At 71.6% G+C, this 15,871-nt stretch carries 16 protein-coding genes; 5 read left to right on the top strand and 11 right to left on the bottom strand.

The features are described from left to right. The first annotated feature begins 11 nt into the window (after positions 1–11). Positions 12–569, top strand: a complete 558-nt coding sequence (locus ACFQS1_RS06230; RefSeq protein ID WP_378965146.1) for a Uma2 family endonuclease — start codon at positions 12–14, stop codon at positions 567–569. Here the strand turns inward: ACFQS1_RS06230 and ACFQS1_RS06225 are convergent, their stop codons facing one another. The 6 genes from ACFQS1_RS06225 to ACFQS1_RS06200 form a co-directional block, all read right to left on the bottom strand. Continuing rightward, positions 570–1,529, bottom strand: a complete 960-nt coding sequence (locus tag ACFQS1_RS06225; RefSeq protein WP_378965145.1) for a complex I subunit 1/NuoH family protein — start codon at positions 1,527–1,529, stop codon at positions 570–572. It lies immediately after the preceding gene. Further along, complete coding sequence (locus tag ACFQS1_RS06220; protein ID WP_378965144.1) at positions 1,529–2,128, bottom strand: NADH-quinone oxidoreductase subunit C; 600 nt, start codon at positions 2,126–2,128, stop codon at positions 1,529–1,531. Before ACFQS1_RS06220 ends, ACFQS1_RS06225 begins: the two co-directional genes overlap by 1 nt. Positions 2,129–2,201: 73 nt before the next feature. Further along, positions 2,202–3,503: a DUF2252 domain-containing protein gene (locus ACFQS1_RS06215; RefSeq protein WP_378965143.1), complete on the bottom strand. Its 1,302-nt coding sequence runs from the start codon at positions 3,501–3,503 to the stop codon at positions 2,202–2,204. Positions 3,504–3,513: 10 nt separating this feature from the next. Beyond that, the gene (locus ACFQS1_RS06210; protein ID WP_378965141.1) at positions 3,514–4,077 is read right to left on the bottom strand and encodes an NADH-quinone oxidoreductase subunit B; all 564 of its coding nucleotides are present in this window, start codon (positions 4,075–4,077) and stop codon (positions 3,514–3,516) included. A gap of 9 nt (positions 4,078–4,086) precedes the next feature. Continuing rightward, positions 4,087–5,535, bottom strand: a complete 1,449-nt coding sequence (locus tag ACFQS1_RS06205) for a pyridoxal phosphate-dependent decarboxylase family protein (RefSeq protein WP_378965140.1) — start codon at positions 5,533–5,535, stop codon at positions 4,087–4,089. Positions 5,536–5,544: 9 nt separating this feature from the next. Next, entirely contained in the window at positions 5,545–6,873 is a 1,329-nt protein-coding gene (locus ACFQS1_RS06200) for an MFS transporter (protein ID WP_378965139.1), read from the bottom strand. 49 nt (positions 6,874–6,922) lie between these two features. Between ACFQS1_RS06200 and ACFQS1_RS06195 the strand changes: the two genes are divergently transcribed. Next, positions 6,923–8,314, top strand: a complete 1,392-nt coding sequence (locus tag ACFQS1_RS06195) for a gamma-glutamyltransferase (protein WP_378965137.1) — start codon at positions 6,923–6,925, stop codon at positions 8,312–8,314. Between the two features lie 18 nt (positions 8,315–8,332). Here ACFQS1_RS06195 and ACFQS1_RS06190 read toward each other — a convergent pair whose 3' ends face one another. Continuing rightward, positions 8,333–9,265 (bottom strand): NAD(P)H-binding protein, encoded by a 933-nt coding sequence (locus ACFQS1_RS06190; RefSeq protein WP_378965136.1) that lies wholly within the window; start codon positions 9,263–9,265, stop codon positions 8,333–8,335. Between the two features lie 102 nt (positions 9,266–9,367). On the opposite strand from ACFQS1_RS06190, the gene ACFQS1_RS06185 reads away from it, so the two are divergent. Continuing rightward, complete coding sequence (locus ACFQS1_RS06185; RefSeq protein WP_378965135.1) at positions 9,368–10,054, top strand: TetR/AcrR family transcriptional regulator; 687 nt, start codon at positions 9,368–9,370, stop codon at positions 10,052–10,054. Here the strand turns inward: ACFQS1_RS06185 and ACFQS1_RS06180 are convergent. Together ACFQS1_RS06180 and ACFQS1_RS06175 are read right to left on the bottom strand one after the other, a co-directional pair. Beyond that, positions 10,047–10,850, bottom strand: coding sequence for a class I SAM-dependent methyltransferase (locus ACFQS1_RS06180; RefSeq protein ID WP_378965134.1), 804 nt, complete (start codon positions 10,848–10,850; stop codon positions 10,047–10,049). The genes ACFQS1_RS06185 and ACFQS1_RS06180 overlap by 8 nt on opposite strands. Beyond that, entirely contained in the window at positions 10,850–11,152 is a 303-nt protein-coding gene (locus ACFQS1_RS06175) for an MGMT family protein (RefSeq protein ID WP_378965132.1), read from the bottom strand. The genes ACFQS1_RS06180 and ACFQS1_RS06175 overlap by 1 nt, the downstream gene beginning before the upstream one ends. A 52-nt stretch (positions 11,153–11,204) precedes the next feature. On the opposite strand from ACFQS1_RS06175, the gene proB reads away from it, so the two are divergent. Continuing rightward, complete coding sequence (proB, locus tag ACFQS1_RS06170) at positions 11,205–12,323, top strand: glutamate 5-kinase (RefSeq protein ID WP_378965131.1); 1,119 nt, start codon at positions 11,205–11,207, stop codon at positions 12,321–12,323. A 10-nt stretch (positions 12,324–12,333) separates the two neighbouring features. Beyond that, positions 12,334–13,623 (top strand): glutamate-5-semialdehyde dehydrogenase, encoded by a 1,290-nt coding sequence (locus ACFQS1_RS06165; protein WP_378965130.1) that lies wholly within the window; start codon positions 12,334–12,336, stop codon positions 13,621–13,623. Between the two features lie 45 nt (positions 13,624–13,668). On the opposite strand, the gene ACFQS1_RS06160 is transcribed toward ACFQS1_RS06165, so the two are convergent. Both ACFQS1_RS06160 and moeZ read right to left on the bottom strand, forming a co-directional pair. Then, entirely contained in the window at positions 13,669–14,475 is an 807-nt protein-coding gene (locus ACFQS1_RS06160; protein ID WP_378965128.1) for a prenyltransferase/squalene oxidase repeat-containing protein, read from the bottom strand. Positions 14,476–14,584: 109 nt separating this feature from the next. Then, entirely contained in the window at positions 14,585–15,766 is a 1,182-nt protein-coding gene (moeZ, locus tag ACFQS1_RS06155; protein ID WP_378965127.1) for an adenylyltransferase/sulfurtransferase MoeZ, read from the bottom strand. Positions 15,767–15,871: the final 105 nt, after the last annotated feature.

Below are 15,871 nucleotides of genomic sequence, written 5' to 3'. Positions count from 1 at the left end.
TGACCGCTGCGATGAGCGACCTGCCGCCCGCAGACGGCTGGACCGTAGATGATCTTGACGCTCTGCCGGAAGACGGCGTGCGCCGCGAGCTGCTCGATGGAGTGCTCCTCGTGTCCCCCACCCCCACTGACGTCCACCAAATAATCGCCATGCGGTTAGGCGTCGCGCTCGAAGAATCGTGCCCAGCCGAATTTCAGGTCACTCAGGCTGTCGAAATCCGGATCAACTCGCGCAAGGCATTCATCCCGGACGTGCTGGTCGCCACCGATGAGGCTGCCCAGCGCCGCACGAGAACCTATCTTCCGCACGAGGTCGTACTTGCCGTCGAGATTGTTTCGCCGACGTCGATAAGCATGGACCGCATCACCAAGCCGGCGCTCTACGCCGCGGCGGGCATCCCCTTCTTCTGGCGGATCGAGACCGGCGACGGCCTCACGGTGCATGCTTACAAGATCGACCCGGAGCACGAGGTCTACCGGCCGGCCGGAACCTTCGCCGACAAGATCGTCACGGCGGAGCCCTGGGAGATCGACCTTCCGATCAAGAGGCTCACGCCGCGCTACCTGTGATCACATCGCGAGCTTGACGGCGGCGGTGAGGACGAGCTGGGCCAGGGCCAGCGGGACGAGGACGAGCCAGCACAGGCGCTGGAGCTGGTCCGCGCGCAGGCGGGGGAACGTCACGCGCAGCCAGATGATCACGAAGGACAGGGCGAAGACCTTGATCAGCGTCCACAGCCAGCCGAGCTGATCGGCGAAGGGGCCGTGCCAGCCGCCCAGGAAAAGCACGGTGGTGAGGGCGGCGATGACGACGATGCCGACGTATTCCGCCAGCAGGAAGAAGGCGAAGCGCAGGCCGGTGTATTCGGTCATGTAGCCGAAGACCAGCTCGGAGTCGGCGATCGGCATGTCGAAGGGCGGGCGGCGGATCTCGGCCAGGCCGGCGACGAAGAAGATGATCGCGGCGGGCGCCTGCCAGAGCAGCCACCAGGGCCGCCACGCCTCGACGATGCCGGGCAGGCTGAGCGTGCCGGCGGCCATGGCGACGCTGGCGGCCGCCAGCACCAGGGGAAGCTCGTAGCCGAGCAGCTGGGCGGCGCCACGCAGGCCGCCGAGGAGGCTGTATTTGTTGGCGCTCGCCCATGCGGACATCAGCACGGCCAGCACGCCCACGCCGAGAACGGCGAGGACGAAGAACAAACCGATGTCCAAGGGCTGAGCGACGAGGCTGCCGGGTCCGAGCGGGATGGCCAGGAGCACCAACAGGTACGGGAAGAGGGCGACGATCGGCGCCAGCCGGAAGACCCCGCGGTCGGCCTCGCGCGGGGTGACGTCCTCCTTCTGCACGAACTTCACGCCGTCGGCGACCAGCTGGGCCCAGCCGTGATAGGCGCCCGCGTACATCGGGCCGAGGCGGCCCTGCATGTGCGCCATGACCTTGTGCTCGGCCTGGCCCACCAGGAGCGGGAGCACGAGGAAGCCGACCACGACCGCGACGACCCGGACGAGCAGGTCGAGCCAGACCGGCATCACTTCTGCGGCCCCCATTCACCCGGTGCGGGGACGCCGGGCGGGCGCATCGGGGCGCGCTTGCCCGTGCCGTGCTCGGACTCGCCGGGCTCCTTGGCGCCGGGCCAGGCCTTGGCCACGCGGGCGGCGAGGATGAACTCCTTGCGCAGGGGGTGGCCCTCGAAGCCGGGCGGCAGCAGCAGCGGCTTGAGATCGGGGTGGCGGGCGAAGGTGATGCCGAACATCTCGTACGTCTCGCGCTCGTGCCATGAGGCGCCGGGGAACAGCTCCACCACCGACTCGACGGTCGGGTCCGCCCGGGGGACGCGGGTGCGGATCAGCAGCGAGTGCTTGCGGCGGGTCGAATAGAGGTGGCACACGACGGCGAAGCCCTCGTCGAGCTCGTCGACGGCGGACAGCCAGTCGAAGAAGTCGCAGCCGAGGGCGCCGTTGTGCTTCGCCGTGCCGATCGCCTCCCACCAGCGGGCGACCGGCACGTCGACGACGGCACGCTCGTGGCCGGCGCCGCCGCCGGAGACGCTCGCCTCGACCTGCGGGGCGTCCTCGGTGTCGGCGGCCAGCAGGGCCACCATGCGCTCACCGACCTCTTCGGGGCTCATGGCAGCCATCCTATGGGTCTTGGCGCGGCTTACCGGCCGGGGAGCCGTGCGAGCTGGCCGGCCCTTTCATGGGTCAGAGGCCGGGGAGCCGTCCGTTGCGGAAGAGGTCGACGAAGTCCTGGTGGTCGTCGCGGGCCTGGTCGCCGTAGCGGTGGGCGAAGTCGACCAGGTGCCGCACGAAGCCGGCCTCGTCCTTGTCGACGGCCGCGGCGATCGCCTCCTCGGTGGAGAAGTCGACCAGGTCGTGGCTGGACTCGTCGTCGGCGACCGAGTGCATGCGGGCGACCGCGCGGCCCAGGTCGGTGATGACGCCGTCGAGCTCGTCGGGCTCGTTGACGTCGGACCAGTCGAGGTCGGCCGCGTACGGCGAGACCTCGGCGACCAGCTGGCCCACGCCGTTGAGCGTGGTGTAGCCCAGCCACGGGTCGGCGTGCGCCTGCAGGGCCCGCTGCGACTCGGCGGTGCGGTGGCCCTGATGCTGGAAGTACGACTTGACCCGCTGATCGTCGATCCAGCGGGCGACGGCCGGCACCTGCGCCTGCTTCATGTAGATGATCACGTCGTTCTCCAGGGCCTGGGTGTGGCCCTCGAGCAGCAGGTTGTAGGACGGCAGGCCGGCCGAGCCGATGCCGACGCCCTTGCGCAGCTTGATGTCCTTGATGCTGGTGGCGATCGGGCGGGTCGCGTCGGGCAAGGTGGCCAGGTATTGCTCGAACGCCGCCTGGACCTGGCCGGCGGTGGTGTCGTCGACCTCGTAGACGCCGTCGAACAGGGCGAAGCGGCGCTCGTAGTCGTCGATCGTGGTCTGCCCGGCCAGCAGGTCGACCCGGGTGTTGAGCCGCGCCTCCTGCAGCACCCGGCGCAGCACGCCGTCGGCGTTCTCGAGGGTGATCGAGCCGATCGCGTCGTCGCCGCCGGCCGCGATGGCCCGCAGCTCGGTCAGGTACGACCGGGCGAACGCGGTCACCAGCGCCGTGATGCTGTCGTCGGAGAGCGCCTTCTGGTACCCGATCAGCGCGACGCTGGCCGCGAACCGCTTGAGATCCCAGGAGAACGGCCCGACGTACGCCTCGTCGAAGTCGTTGACGTTGAAGACCAGGACGCCCGACGAGTTCATGTAGGTGCCGAAGTTCTCGGCATGCAGGTCGCCGTGGATCCACACCCGGCTGGTGCGCTCGTCGAGGAAGCTGTCGTCGCGGTAGGACCCGGTCTGGTCGGCGTAGAACAGCGACGCGCTGCCCCGGTAGAACGCGAACGGCGAGGCCGCCATCTTGCGGAACTTGCGCCGGAACGCGGCCGGGTCGAGCGCCATCAGCTCGCCGAATTCCCTGGTCAGAACGTCGATGATGAAATCCGCGCGAGGCTGCTCACTCATAAGGCGGAGGTTAGCCGCCCGTGGCCACCGGCGGGGTGACCATCGGGGCAGTCAGCGAAGAAGCATCCCGCCCGCCGTTGGAGATCAGCGGGTCGGGACGGCTGACGCCGCCGGGACCGGCCTGCTCGGTGGCGATCTTTTCCTGCAGGCGCAGGATGCCGTGCAGCAGCGCCTCGGGCCGGGGCGGGCAGCCCGGAACGTACACGTCGACCGGGATGAGCTGATCGACGCCCTTGGTGACCGAGTACGAGTCCCAATACGGCCCGCCGCAGTTGGAGCAGGAGCCGAACGAGATCACGTATTTCGGCTCGGGCATCTGGTCGTAGAGCCGCTTGATGGCCGGGGCCATCTTGTCGGTGACCGTGCCGGAGACGACCATCAGGTCGGCCTGGCGCGGGCCGTGCGCGAACGGGATGACCCCGAGCCGCATGAAGTCGTGCCGGCTCATGCTGGACGCGATGAACTCGATCGCGCAGCACGCCAGCCCGAAGTTGAAGACCCAGAGCGAATAGCGCCGCCCCCAGTTCAGCACGAACCGGATGGGCTCCCCGAGGACTCCTGGCAGACCGGCCACGACGCCAACCTACTCCGTCGCCGGCGCGGGCCGCTGCAGCAGGCTGAGGAACCCGGTCAGCAGCGCCTCGCGCAGCGCGGGCGGCGTGACGTCGAGCAGCGAGTTGACCGCGGCCATCCGGGTGAAGTCGCCGCCGCCGAGCCCGAGCCCCTCGGCCAGCCCGGCGACCAGCTCGGGCGTGACCATCTCGGGCGTGAGCGCGCCGGCCGCCGCGAGCAGCGCCTCGGGCAGGACCACCGGGCCGCGAGCGCGGGCCGCCGCCACCGCGGCGGCCAGGTCGGCCGCGAACTCGCCGGCGGTCGCGCGGACCGCCGCGGTCACGGTGAGGTGGATGGTCGCCGGCAGCTCCGCGAACGACATCTGCGGCTGGGTGTGCCATCCGCGGACGGCCAGCTCGTCGGCCAGGACGAAGAGGTCGACCGCGGGATCGTCGGCGGTCAGGCAGACCACGCTGGTCTCGGGCGGGGTGAACAGCCGGACGCCGTCGGTGGCCTCGACCGCGGCGGCCAGGATCGCGACCGCCTCGCGGGTGCGCCCGGCCAACTGGAGGTAACCGTTGTCGCCGATGGACCGCAGGGTGGCGACGGCCGCGGCGATCGGGCCGCCCGAGCGGGTGGAGGAGATGACCGGATTGATCATCGTGTAGCCGGGCCAGCCGGCGTACGCGAAGTACTGCGGCCGGCGCAGCGCCTCGTCGCGGTGCAGCAGGATCGAGACGCCCTTGGGCGCGTACGCGTACTTGTGCAGGTCGACCGAGATGCTGGTGACGCCGGGCACCGCGAAGTCGAACTCCGGCAGATCGGCGCCGAGGCGGCGCAGGTAGGGCAGCACCCAGCCGCCGAAGCACGCGTCGACGTGGAAGCGGACACCCCGCTCGGCCGCGGCGGCGGCAAGCGCGGGAATCGGGTCGACCACGCCGTGCGCGTACGACGGGGCCGAGGCCGCCACGAGCACGGTGTCACCGGTGATGGCGGCGGCCATGGCCGCCGGATCGGCCCGCAGGTCGGCGCCGACCGGCACGACGTCGAGCGCGACGCGCAGGTAGTGGGCCGCCTTGGCGAACGCCGCGTGCCCGGTCGACGGGATCACCAGGCGGGGGGTGGTCAGCTCGGGGCGGCTGTCGCGGGCCGCCTTGACCGCCAGGATCAGCGACTCGGTGCCGCCGCTGGTGACGCTGCCGACCGCCGGGCCGCCGCCGTTCAGCAGCGTGGCCGCCGCGCCGACCAGCGCGTTCTCCATGGCGAGCAGGGACGGGAACGCGGTCGGGTCGAGGCCGTTGACGTGGGCCGAGATCGCGTACGCGGCCCGGGCCAGGTCGTCGAGCCCGTCGAGCGCGGGGTCGTAGACGTAGGCGAACAGGCGCCCGCCATGGGTCGGCAGATCGGCCCGCCGGAGCTCGCGGAGCTCGCCGAGGATCTGCTCGCCGGGTACGCCCTCGCCGGGCAGCGCTTCGATCATGAGCAGACGCTATCGGGCGATGTCGCGGTAGGCACGCAGCAGGAACACCGCGCCGCCGACCAGCGCGGCCGGCACCAGCGTGAAGCCGAGCAGCACGCCGAGGCGGGCGGTGTCGTCCTGCGGCGCCGCCTCGCCGGTCGACGAGGAGACGTAGCCGAAGACCTGCAGGATCAGCGCGTAGATGCCCGGCCCGAGGGCCAGGCCGAGGGTCTCCCCCGCCGTCCACACCCCGGTGAAGACGCCGGCCTGGCGGCGGCCGGTCCGCTCGGTGTCGTAGGCGATGCAGTCCGGCAGCATCGCCATCGCGAAGACCTGCTGGCCGGCGTACCCGCAGCCGATGAGCGCCACGACGACATAGATCGGCACGGCGGGCAGGGCCGGCGCGGCGAGCAGCGCCAGCGCGCCGGTGGCGAACATCAGCGACGCGGCGACCAGCGAGCGCGGCTTGCCGAAGCGGGCGCCGGCCCGGCTCCAGAGCGGCATGACCAGCAGGGCCGGGCCGACGAACGCGGCGAACAGGAACGTCGCCCCGGACCCGGCGCCGACCACGTGATCGGCGAAGTACTGGACGCCGGCCAGCATGGTGCCGATGCCGACGGCCTGGAGCACCCAGCAGAGCAGGAGGGCACGGAACGGGCCGTTGGCGGCGGCGACGCGCAGCTGGGTGCGCAGGTCGGGCTCGGACTCGTCGGCGGTGTGCGTCACCGCCGTGCGGGTGCCGAGGTAGACGCCGAGCGTGCCGACCACGATCAGCGCCGCGACGAAGACACCGGACCACCGGTGACCGGTGATGCCGCCGCCGGTCTGGTCGACCACCAGCGGGGCGAGCGCGCCAGAGATGAGGATCGCCAGCGCGAGCACGGCGACCCGCCAGGTCATCAGCCGGGTGCGCTCGTCGTATCCGTCGGTGAGCTCGGCCGGCATGGCGACGTAGGGCACCTGGAAGAACGCGTACGCGGTGGCGGCCGCGAGGAAGGCGAAGGCCACGTACGCGCCGGCGCCTCCGCCGCTGCGGATCGGGCCCGCGAAGATGGCGGCAAAGAGGACGCCCAGCGTGAGGCCCGCGCCGAGCAGGAACGGACGCCGGTCACCGCGGCGGTCGGAGACCCGGCCGGCGAGGGGGTTCACCAGCACGTCCCAGGCCTTCGGCAGCAACACCAGCAATCCCGCCACCCCCGCCGCAACACCTAACGTATCGGTCAGATAGGGCAGCAAGAGCAAACCGGGCACGGTGCCGAACGCGCCCGTGACCAGCGAACCGAGCGAGTAACCGGCAAGGACCCGGCGCGGCAGCACCTCGGCCGGCCGTACTTCCGGGGAGGGACCGGCGGTCGTCATGGACGCGCATGCTAACCACGATCATGCCCCTGCGCCTACGCTTCGCCGCATGAAAAGCGTTGCGGCCGGGGTCGCGGCCAGCCATCCGGCGACCGCACGGGCCGGCCTGCGGGTGCTGCGCGACGGCGGCACGGCCGCGGACGCGGCGGTGGCCGCTGCGCTGGCCTGCTGCGTCGCCGAGACGATCTTCACCGGGCTGGGCGGCGGCGGGTTCGCCACCTACTTCGAGGCGGCCACCGGCGAGGTGACCTGTCTCGACTTCTTCGTGGCGGTGCCGGGCATCGACGGGGACCGCGAACCGGGCCCGATGATCAAGGTTGACGTGTTCTTCGGCGGGCTGCCGCAGGTCTACTCGATCGGCGGGGCGAGCGTGGCGGTGCCGGGCGTCCCGGCCGGCTGCGGCGAGGTGCACCGGCGCTGGGGGCGGCTGCCCTGGGCCGACGTGGTGGCGCCGGCGAGCGAGCTGGCCAAGGCCGGGGTGCCGATCCCCGGCGCGCACGCCCGCACGCTCGACTCGTGCGCGCCGGCGCTGGCGTGGGGCGAGGGCGCCGCCGTCTACACGCCGGGCGGGCGCAATCTGGTCGACGGCGAGTTGCTCTTCCACCCCGGGCTGGCCTCCGCGCTGGACGCGCTGGCCGTGGTCGGGCCGTCGATCTTCTACACCGGGGACTTCGCCCCGATCCTGGTCGAGACGGTGCGTGCGGCCGGCGGCGCGCTCGGACCGCGCGATCTGGCCGGCTACCGGGTGCTGGAGACCCACGTCGACCGGGCCCAGCTGGCCGGGTACGAGGTGCGGGCCCGGCACGACCTGAACCGGGTGGTCGACACGATCGGCCGGTTGCCCGCCGACCTGTCCCGGCCGGGCCGGGCCCTGGGGCTGGCCGACGCGCTGAGCGACCGCGGCCGGCAGAAGATCGGCGACACCACGAACGTGTCGGTGGTGGACAGCGAGGGCAACGCCTGCGTCATCACCACCACGCTCGGGCTGGGCTCCGGGGTCTGGCTGCCGGGCCTGGGCATCAACCTCAACTCGATGCTCGGCGAGGGCGAGCTGATCACCGACGACCTGGCGCCGGGCCGCCGGATGTCGTCCAACATGTGCCCGCTGGTGGTGATCGACCCCGACGGCCGGCTGGCGGTGGCGGCCGGCTCGGCGGGCGCGTCCCGGATCCGTACCGCCCTGATCGACACCCTGCTCGGCGTCCTGGTCGACGGCGCCGACATGGCCACCGCTATCGGGCGGCCCCGCTTCCACCTGGTCGACGACACGGTGCACGTCGAGCCCGGCTATCCGCGGGACGAGCTCGCCGCGCTGGCCGGGGCCGGGTACCGCATCAAGCAGTGGCCCGATCTCAACCACTACTTCGGCGGCGCGAACGCCGTGGGTCAGGCCGGCGCGGCCGGCGACCCCCGCCGGGCGGGGGTCGGCCTGCTGCTCTGAAGTTCAGCCCCTCCGGGGTCAGCCCATGCGGCGGGCGACCGTGGCGTGCACCGACGCCGCCGTCTCGCGCAGCGGGACCTCCAGCGGCGTCGGCTTGCGGCCGAAGGTCTGCTCGGTCAGCGTGCTGTCGAGGTGGAAGGGCGCGTAGAACTGGTAGTCCATCTCGGCCAGCTCCCGGGCCATGGGCACGACCAGGCCCGCGGTGCGCATCGCGAAGCGGGGCAGACCCCGGATCTTGAGGCGGGGCTGGCCGGTCAGGTCGGTGTACCGGTCGGCCAGCTCGCGGATGCTGATGGCGGGCAGGGTGGGCGCGTGCCAGGCCCGGCCGTGCGCGCGCTCGTCGTGGGCCAGGGCCACCATGGTGCCGGCCATGTCGCCGGTGTAGGTGAAGCTGTGCGGCAGATCCGGGTTGCCGGGGGCCCAGGCGGTGCGGCCGTTCTGGATGGCGGGCAGCAGCACCGACGAGAAGACGCCGACCGCGCCGGCCCCGATGTAGTCGGAGCCGCGGACCTCGACCGTCCGCACGCCGCTGCGCAGGGCGTTCTGCCACATCTTGATGCGGACCTTGCCCTTCCGACCCACGGCGGCCATCGGGGTGTTCTCGTTCATGCGGCCGCCCGGCTGCGGGCCGTACACGTAAAGGTTTCCGGTGATGACGTAGACCGCGTTCGCCGCCTTGGCCGCGGCGATCATCGCGTCGTTCATCGGGAACCAGAGCTTCTCCCACTCCGTGTACTTGGGATTCGCGCAGTTGAACACCGTGGCGGCACCCTCGGCCAGGGCGGTCAGCCGGCGCTGGTCGGACGCGTCGGCGGCGACCAGCTTGATCTGCGGATGCGACGGGCCGCGGCCGCTGCGCGTGACCATCGTGACCGTGTCGCCGCGATCCACCAGGAGGTCGGCGACGGCGCTGCCGATGGGACCCGAGCCGATGATGACGTGGTTCGACATTGCTGTTCTCCTTCGCGAGCACCGCTCTCTGTTGAGAACAACGATTACACGCTCGGTCGCCAAATGCAAGAGCGGTGCTCTCGTTATGGCACACTGGTCCGCATGAGCGCCTCAGGAGTACGCGCCCGGGTGCGGGCGGAGATGACGGAAGAGATCAAGGCGGTGGCCCGCCGGCATCTCGCCACCGATGGGGCCAACCTGTCGCTGCGCGCGGTCGCGCGGGACATGGGGATGGCCTCGTCCGCCGTCTATCGGTACTTCGCGAGCCGGGACGACCTGCTCACGGCGCTGATCATCGAGGCGTACGACGCGGTGGGCGAGGCCGCCGAGCGGGCCGCGGCCGCGGCCCGGGACGCCGGCTTCGCCGATCAGCTGGTCGCGGTCGGGCACGCCGTACGCGAATGGGCCCTGGCCGAACCGCACCAGTGGGCCCTGATCTACGGCAGCCCGGTGCCGGGCTATCAGGCCCCGCAGGACACGATCGGGCCCGCCACCCGGGTGATCTTCCAGATCGCGGCGATCGTGCGCGACGCGTACGCGGCCGGGCGGATCGGCCCGCAGCCGGAGATCAGCGGGCGGTACCGCGAGGAGCTCGCCGCGGTCGCCGGGCAATTCGGCCCGGACATCCCGCCACGGCTGGTGGGCGCCGCCATCGCGGCGTTCATCCAGCTCTGCGGCGCGGTCAGCGCGGAGCTGTTCGGTCAGCTCAACAAGTCGGTCGACGAGGACCGCCGCGGCTTCCTGGAGTTCCAGATGCGCGGCGCGGCGGCCTTCATCGGCCTCATCTGACGGCGCGCAGGAGGTGCCCGCCGGGGGTGCCGGGCGGCACGTCGTGGCGGTCGAAGAAGCGCGCCGCGAGCTGGGCCGGCCCGAGGTCCTCGATCTCCCGGAAGCCCAGTTCGCGCAGCCGGGCCGCGATCTCCTCCGGTTCGAAGTAGGTCAGCCACGGCTCGCCGATCCTCGCGACCCGGGCGGCACGCTCCTCGAGCGCCACGCGGCGGGCCGGTGGCATGGTCGAGGGCGGCTGGGCGTAGTCGAACACGACCTCACTACCGGCCAATTCGGAAATATACGAAATGGTGGCGGTGAAGCCTTCGGGCGTCAGATAGGGCACCACACCGAGCCAAAGGAAGAAGGCGGGGCCGTCGAGCTTCAGCGAACTCGCGAGGGTGGCGGTCTCGAAGTCGACCCCGGCATACGACACCGACGGGGGAATCTCGATGCCGGTCGCCGCGAGGCGCTCCCGCTTCCAGGCCTGGGTGTCGGGGTGGTCCACCTCGATGACCCGCACCCCGTCGAAGGCGTTCCGGTAGGCGAACGTGTCCAGCCCCGCGCCCAGCACCACGACCTGCCGGACCCCGCGGGACACGGCCGCGGCCAGCGCGTCCTCCGCGAACCGGTGCCGGGCCGCGATGAAGACCCGCATGGCGCGGCGCGGGGCGTCCGCGACCAGCTCGTCCGGCGGGACGCCCAAGATCCGTACAGCGAACGGGTCTGGAAAGATCGCGCCGCGCTCGATGAGCTGATGCGCCGCCCGGTAACGCGCCGCACTCCACGCCGTGCGGCTCGGCTGTCCGGTCTCCATCACGGCCTCCACAACGCGCGCGACATGTCCACGTGATCGCCCTTGAGCGGAACTCCCTCGCTCAGCAGGCGTTGCCGCGCTTCCTGCTCATGGCCGGGCGGCATGCGTCCGGAGCTGGTCACCACGCGGTGCCACGGCACGCCGCCACCGTGCCGCGACATGATGTTGCCGACCTGCCGCGCCGAGTTGCGACCCGTGCGGTCGGCGAGCGCGTCGGCGACCGCGCCGTAGGACATGACCTTGCCCGCCGGGATGCGCTCGACGAGCGAGAGCACCTCTTCGACGTACTCCTGGGGTGTCACCCGGGCCACGATATGGGATCTCGGCGCGGTCCGGCGGCCCCACCCGAGCACAATGGGCCAGGTGCGCGAAGAGGTGATCGGCGCCCGCCGCATCGTGGTCAAGGTGGGCTCGTCCTCGCTGACCACCGCGGCCGGCGGCATCGACGAGCAGCGCGTCGACTCCCTCGTCGACGTGCTCGGTGGTCTGGCCACGACCGGGCGCGAGGTGGTGCTGGTCTCGAGCGGCGCGATCGCCGCCGGTCTCGCGCCGCTGCGGCTGCGCCGCCGGCCGCGCGACCTGGCCACCCAGCAGGCGGCGGCGTCGGTGGGGCAAGGGCTGCTCATTCAGAGGTACGCGACGGGGTTCGCGCGCCACGGCCGCACCGTGGGCCAGGTGCTGCTGACGGTCGACGACGTGACCCGGCGCGCGCACTACCGCAACGCGTACCGGACGCTGCGCAAGCTGCTCGACCTCGGCGCGCTGCCGATCGTGAACGAGAACGACACGGTCGCCACCGAGGAGATCCGCTTCGGCGACAACGACCGGCTGGCGGCGCTGGTGGCCGCGCTCGTCGACGCCGATCTGCTGGTGCTGCTGTCGGATGTGGACGCCCTCTACACCGGCAGCCCGTCGGATCCGTCGTCGCGGCAGGTTGCGCACGTGGACCTCGCTTCCGATTTGTCCGGAATTAACATTTCTAAGCCGGGTAAATCTGGCGTGGGCACCGGTGGCATGGTGACCAAGGTGGAAGCGGCCCGGATAGCGACCGGCTTCGGCATCCCGGTGGTGCTCACGTCGGCGTCGCTCGCCACGCCCGCGTTCGGCGGCGAAGAGGTGGGCACGCTGTTCCAGGCGGCGCGGAAAAGGCCGGCCGCCCGGCTCTTCTGGCTCGCCCACGCCACCGCCCCGCGCGGCCGGCTCCACCTCGACCCGGGCGCGGTCGCCGCCGTGGTGGCCCGGCGCAAGTCGCTGCTGCCCGCCGGCATCACCGCGGTGGACGGCTCGTTCGCCGCCGGCGACCCGGTCGACCTGGTCGACGGCGACGGCGCGCCGGTCGCCCGCGGCCTGGTCAACTACGATGCGGTAGAGCTGCCCGCGCTGCTCGGACGCTCCACACCCGAGTTGGCCGCGGCCCTCGGCCCGGGATATGAACGAGAGGTCGTGCACCGCGACGACCTGGTCCTTCTCTAAGGAGTTTCCGATGACCACCGTGCTGCAGCAGGCCGCCGACGCGCGGGGGGCCGCCATCGACCTCGCCGCCGCCACCCGCGCCGAGAAGGACCGGGCCCTGCTGCTGATGGCGGAACGCCTGGTCGAGCGGGCCGAGGACATCGTCGCGGCGAACGCGGTGGACGTGAACAACGCTCGAGACATCAGGCAGCCTTCAGTCGGGTCAGGGGTGGCGGCGGGGCGGTCGGACGGGCAGAGCGAGGCCATGATCGACCGGTTGACGCTGACCCCGTCCCGGATCGAGGGGATGGCCGACGGCCTGCGCCAGCTCGCGGCGCTGCCCGACCCGGTCGGCGACGTGGTGCGCGGCTCCACCCTGGCCAACGGGCTCGAGCTGCGCCAGGTGCGGGTGCCGTTCGGGGTGGTCGGCATCATCTACGAGGGCCGGCCCAACGTGACCGCCGACGCCGCCGGCATCTGCCTCAAGTCGGGCAACGCGGCGGTGCTGCGCGGCTCGGGCTCGGCGTTCAGCTCGAACGCGGCGATCGTCTCGGTGCTGCGCAAGGCGATCGCCGACGCGGGCCTGCCGGCCGACGCGATCCAGTTGCTCGACGCCACCACCCGCGACTCGGTGAAGGAGCTGATGCGCGCCCGCGGCCTGGTCGACGTGCTGATCCCGCGCGGCGGCGCCTCGCTGATCAAGACGGTGGTCGAGGAGTCCACGGTCCCGGTGATCGAGACCGGGGTGGGCAACTGCCACGTGTACGTGGATCAGGCGGCCGACCTGGAAAAGGCGCTGGCCGTCACGATCAACTCGAAGACCCAGCGCCTGTCCACCTGCAACACCGCCGAGTCGCTGCTGGTGCACATCGACATCGCCGACTCGTTCCTGCCGCTGGCGATCGAGGAGCTGGTCTCGGCCGGGGTGACCGTGCACGGCGACCCGCGGGTGGCGCGGTACAGCGACGACGTCGTGCCCGCGGTGCACGAGGACTGGGGCAAGGAATATCTTTCGGCCGACATCGCGGTGGCGATAGTCGACTCGATGGACGACGCGCTCGACCACATCCGCCGCTACGGCACCGGCCACACCGAGGCCATCGTCAGCGAGTCGGTGACCGCGACCCGCCGCTTCGCGGCCCGCGTCGACGCGGCCGCCGTGATGATCAACGCGTCGACCCGCTTCACCGACGGCGGCGAGTTCGGCTTCGGCGCCGAGATCGGCATCAGCACCCAGAAGCTGCACGCCCGCGGCCCGATGGGCCTGCCCGAGCTGACCTCGACGAAATACATCGTCTCGGGCAACGGCCACACCCGCTGATCGGCCGCGTCCGCGCCTCGGCCCGGGCCGCGCCGGGACGGCGGGTCACCGGCAGGCGCGCAGCACCGTCAGCGTGGTGTTGACGTCGAAGATCGGGCCCTCGGCGCTGTCCCAGCCGCCGTCGCTGCGCTGGGTCGCGGCCAGCCGCTTGCGGGCGGCCTGGAGCAGCCAGTCGTCGCCGAGGTTGACCCGGCGCAGCGCGGCCGCCATCGAGGCCACGTCGGCCGGGGACATGTCGTGCAGGCGGTCGCCGAGCACGAGCTGCACCCGGGCCGACTCGTAGAAGTACTGCTGGGCGTGCAGCAGCCCGGCCGCGTGCCAGCCGGCGGCCAGGAACGACGGCCAGGTGCCGTCCGGCCGCAGCTGGGAGTTGACGAAGGCGGCCGCGGCCGCGAGCGTCTGGCCGTACCGGGCCGGGAGGTCGAGGTGCGGGTGGAGCTCGACCTCGGCGACGGTGAACCAGAATCCGGTCAGCGCGGTCAGGTACAGCGTGGCCTCGGGATCGCCGGGCATCGCCCACGCCGGAGCCTCGGCGGCGAGCGACTCCTGCTCCTGCCACGTGCCGTCGGGGCGCTGCACCGAGGCGAGCCAGCCCAGCGCCCGGTCGACGACGTCGCCGTGCAGGCCGCCCAGGTCGTCGAGCTCGTTGAGGCGGAAGCAGGTGGCGTCGACCGACGGGATCACGCCATCGGTGGAGGCGGGCCAGCCGCCGGCCGCGGTCTGCCCGGCCGCGATCCGGTCGATGACCTCGGGCGGCGGGCTCTGTCCGGTACGCAAATACGACAGCCGGGCACGCTCGACCGCGTCGCCGTGCGCGACGACGTACCCGATCGCAGCGTCTATGTCGACCACGACGGTGACGCTACAACCACCGGAGCCAAACCGCTCCCGCGTCCCGACGCTGGGGAGCCCGGACGACTCCCCAGCGTGATCGGCCGGCGTGATCGGCCGGCGTGATGGGTCAGTAGGACGGAAGGGACGGATCGACCGTGTTCACCCAGGACACGATGCCGCCCTGGACGTGCACGGCGTCCTTGAAGCCGGCCGCCTTGAGCGCCGCCAGGGCCTCGGCCGAGCGCACGCCCGACTTGCAGTGCAGCACGATCTGCCGGTCCTGCGGGAAGCGGGACAGCGCCTCACCCGAGAGGATCTCGCCCTTGGGGATCAGCGTCGCGCCCGGGATGCGGTTGATCTCCCACTCGGCGGGCTCGCGCACGTCGACGAGGAAGAGGTCCTTGCCGGCGTCCTGCCAGTCCTTGAGCTCGCGGGCGGTGATCGTCGAGTTGGCGATCGCCTCCTCGGCCTCCGCGGAGATCGCGCCGCAGAAGTCGTCGTAGTCCTCCATGAGCTCGGTGAGCGTCGGGTTCTCCCCGCAGAGCACGCAGTTCGGGTCCTTGCGCACCCGGATCTTGCGGTACTCCATCTCGAGGGCGTCGTAGACCATCAGCTTGCCGACGAGCGGCTCGCCGATGCCGGTGATCAGCTTGATCGCCTCGTTGACCTGGATCGAGCCGATCGACGCGCAGAGCACGCCGAGGACGCCGCCCTCGGCGCAGCTCGGGACCATGCCCGGCGGTGGCGGCTCGGGGTAGAGGCAGCGGTAACAGGGACCGTTCTCCGCCCAGAAGACGGACGCCTGGCCGTCGAAGCGATAGATCGAACCCCACACGTACGGCTTGCCGAGCAGCACCGCGGCGTCGTTGACCATGTACCGCGTCGCGAAATTGTCGGTGCCGTCGACGATCAGGTCGTACTGGCTGAAGATCTCCATGACGTTGTCACGGTCCAGCGTGGTGTTGTGAATGACCACGTTCACCAGCGGGTTGATCTCTCGGATGCTGTCCGCCGCGGACTCGGCCTTGGGCCGGCCGACGTCGGAGACGCCGTGGATGACCTGGCGCTGCAGGTTGGACTCGTCGACCGTGTCGAAGTCGATGATGCCGAGCGTGCCCACCCCGGCAGCAGCCAGGTAGAGCAGGGCCGGCGAGCCCAGGCCGCCCGCGCCCACGGCGAGCACCTTGGCGTTCTTCAGCCGCTTCTGCCCATCCATCCCGACGTCCGGGATGATCAGGTGGCGAGAATAGCGGCGGATCTCGTCGATGGACAGCTCGGCGGCCGGCTCGACGAGCGGGGGCAATGCCACGGTTCACTCCCCGGGTTGGTAGTAAGGATCGCCTGCCATTGTTGCTCGTTCACCGGCGCCGTAACCATGACGTTGCCCACCGGCCCGACATGCGGGACACGGGAA

The organism is Paractinoplanes rhizophilus (assembly GCF_042664765.1).
Classification (GTDB): Bacteria; Actinomycetota; Actinomycetes; order Mycobacteriales; family Micromonosporaceae; genus Actinoplanes; species Actinoplanes rhizophilus.
This window is presented reverse-complemented; position numbering and strand designations above follow the sequence as displayed.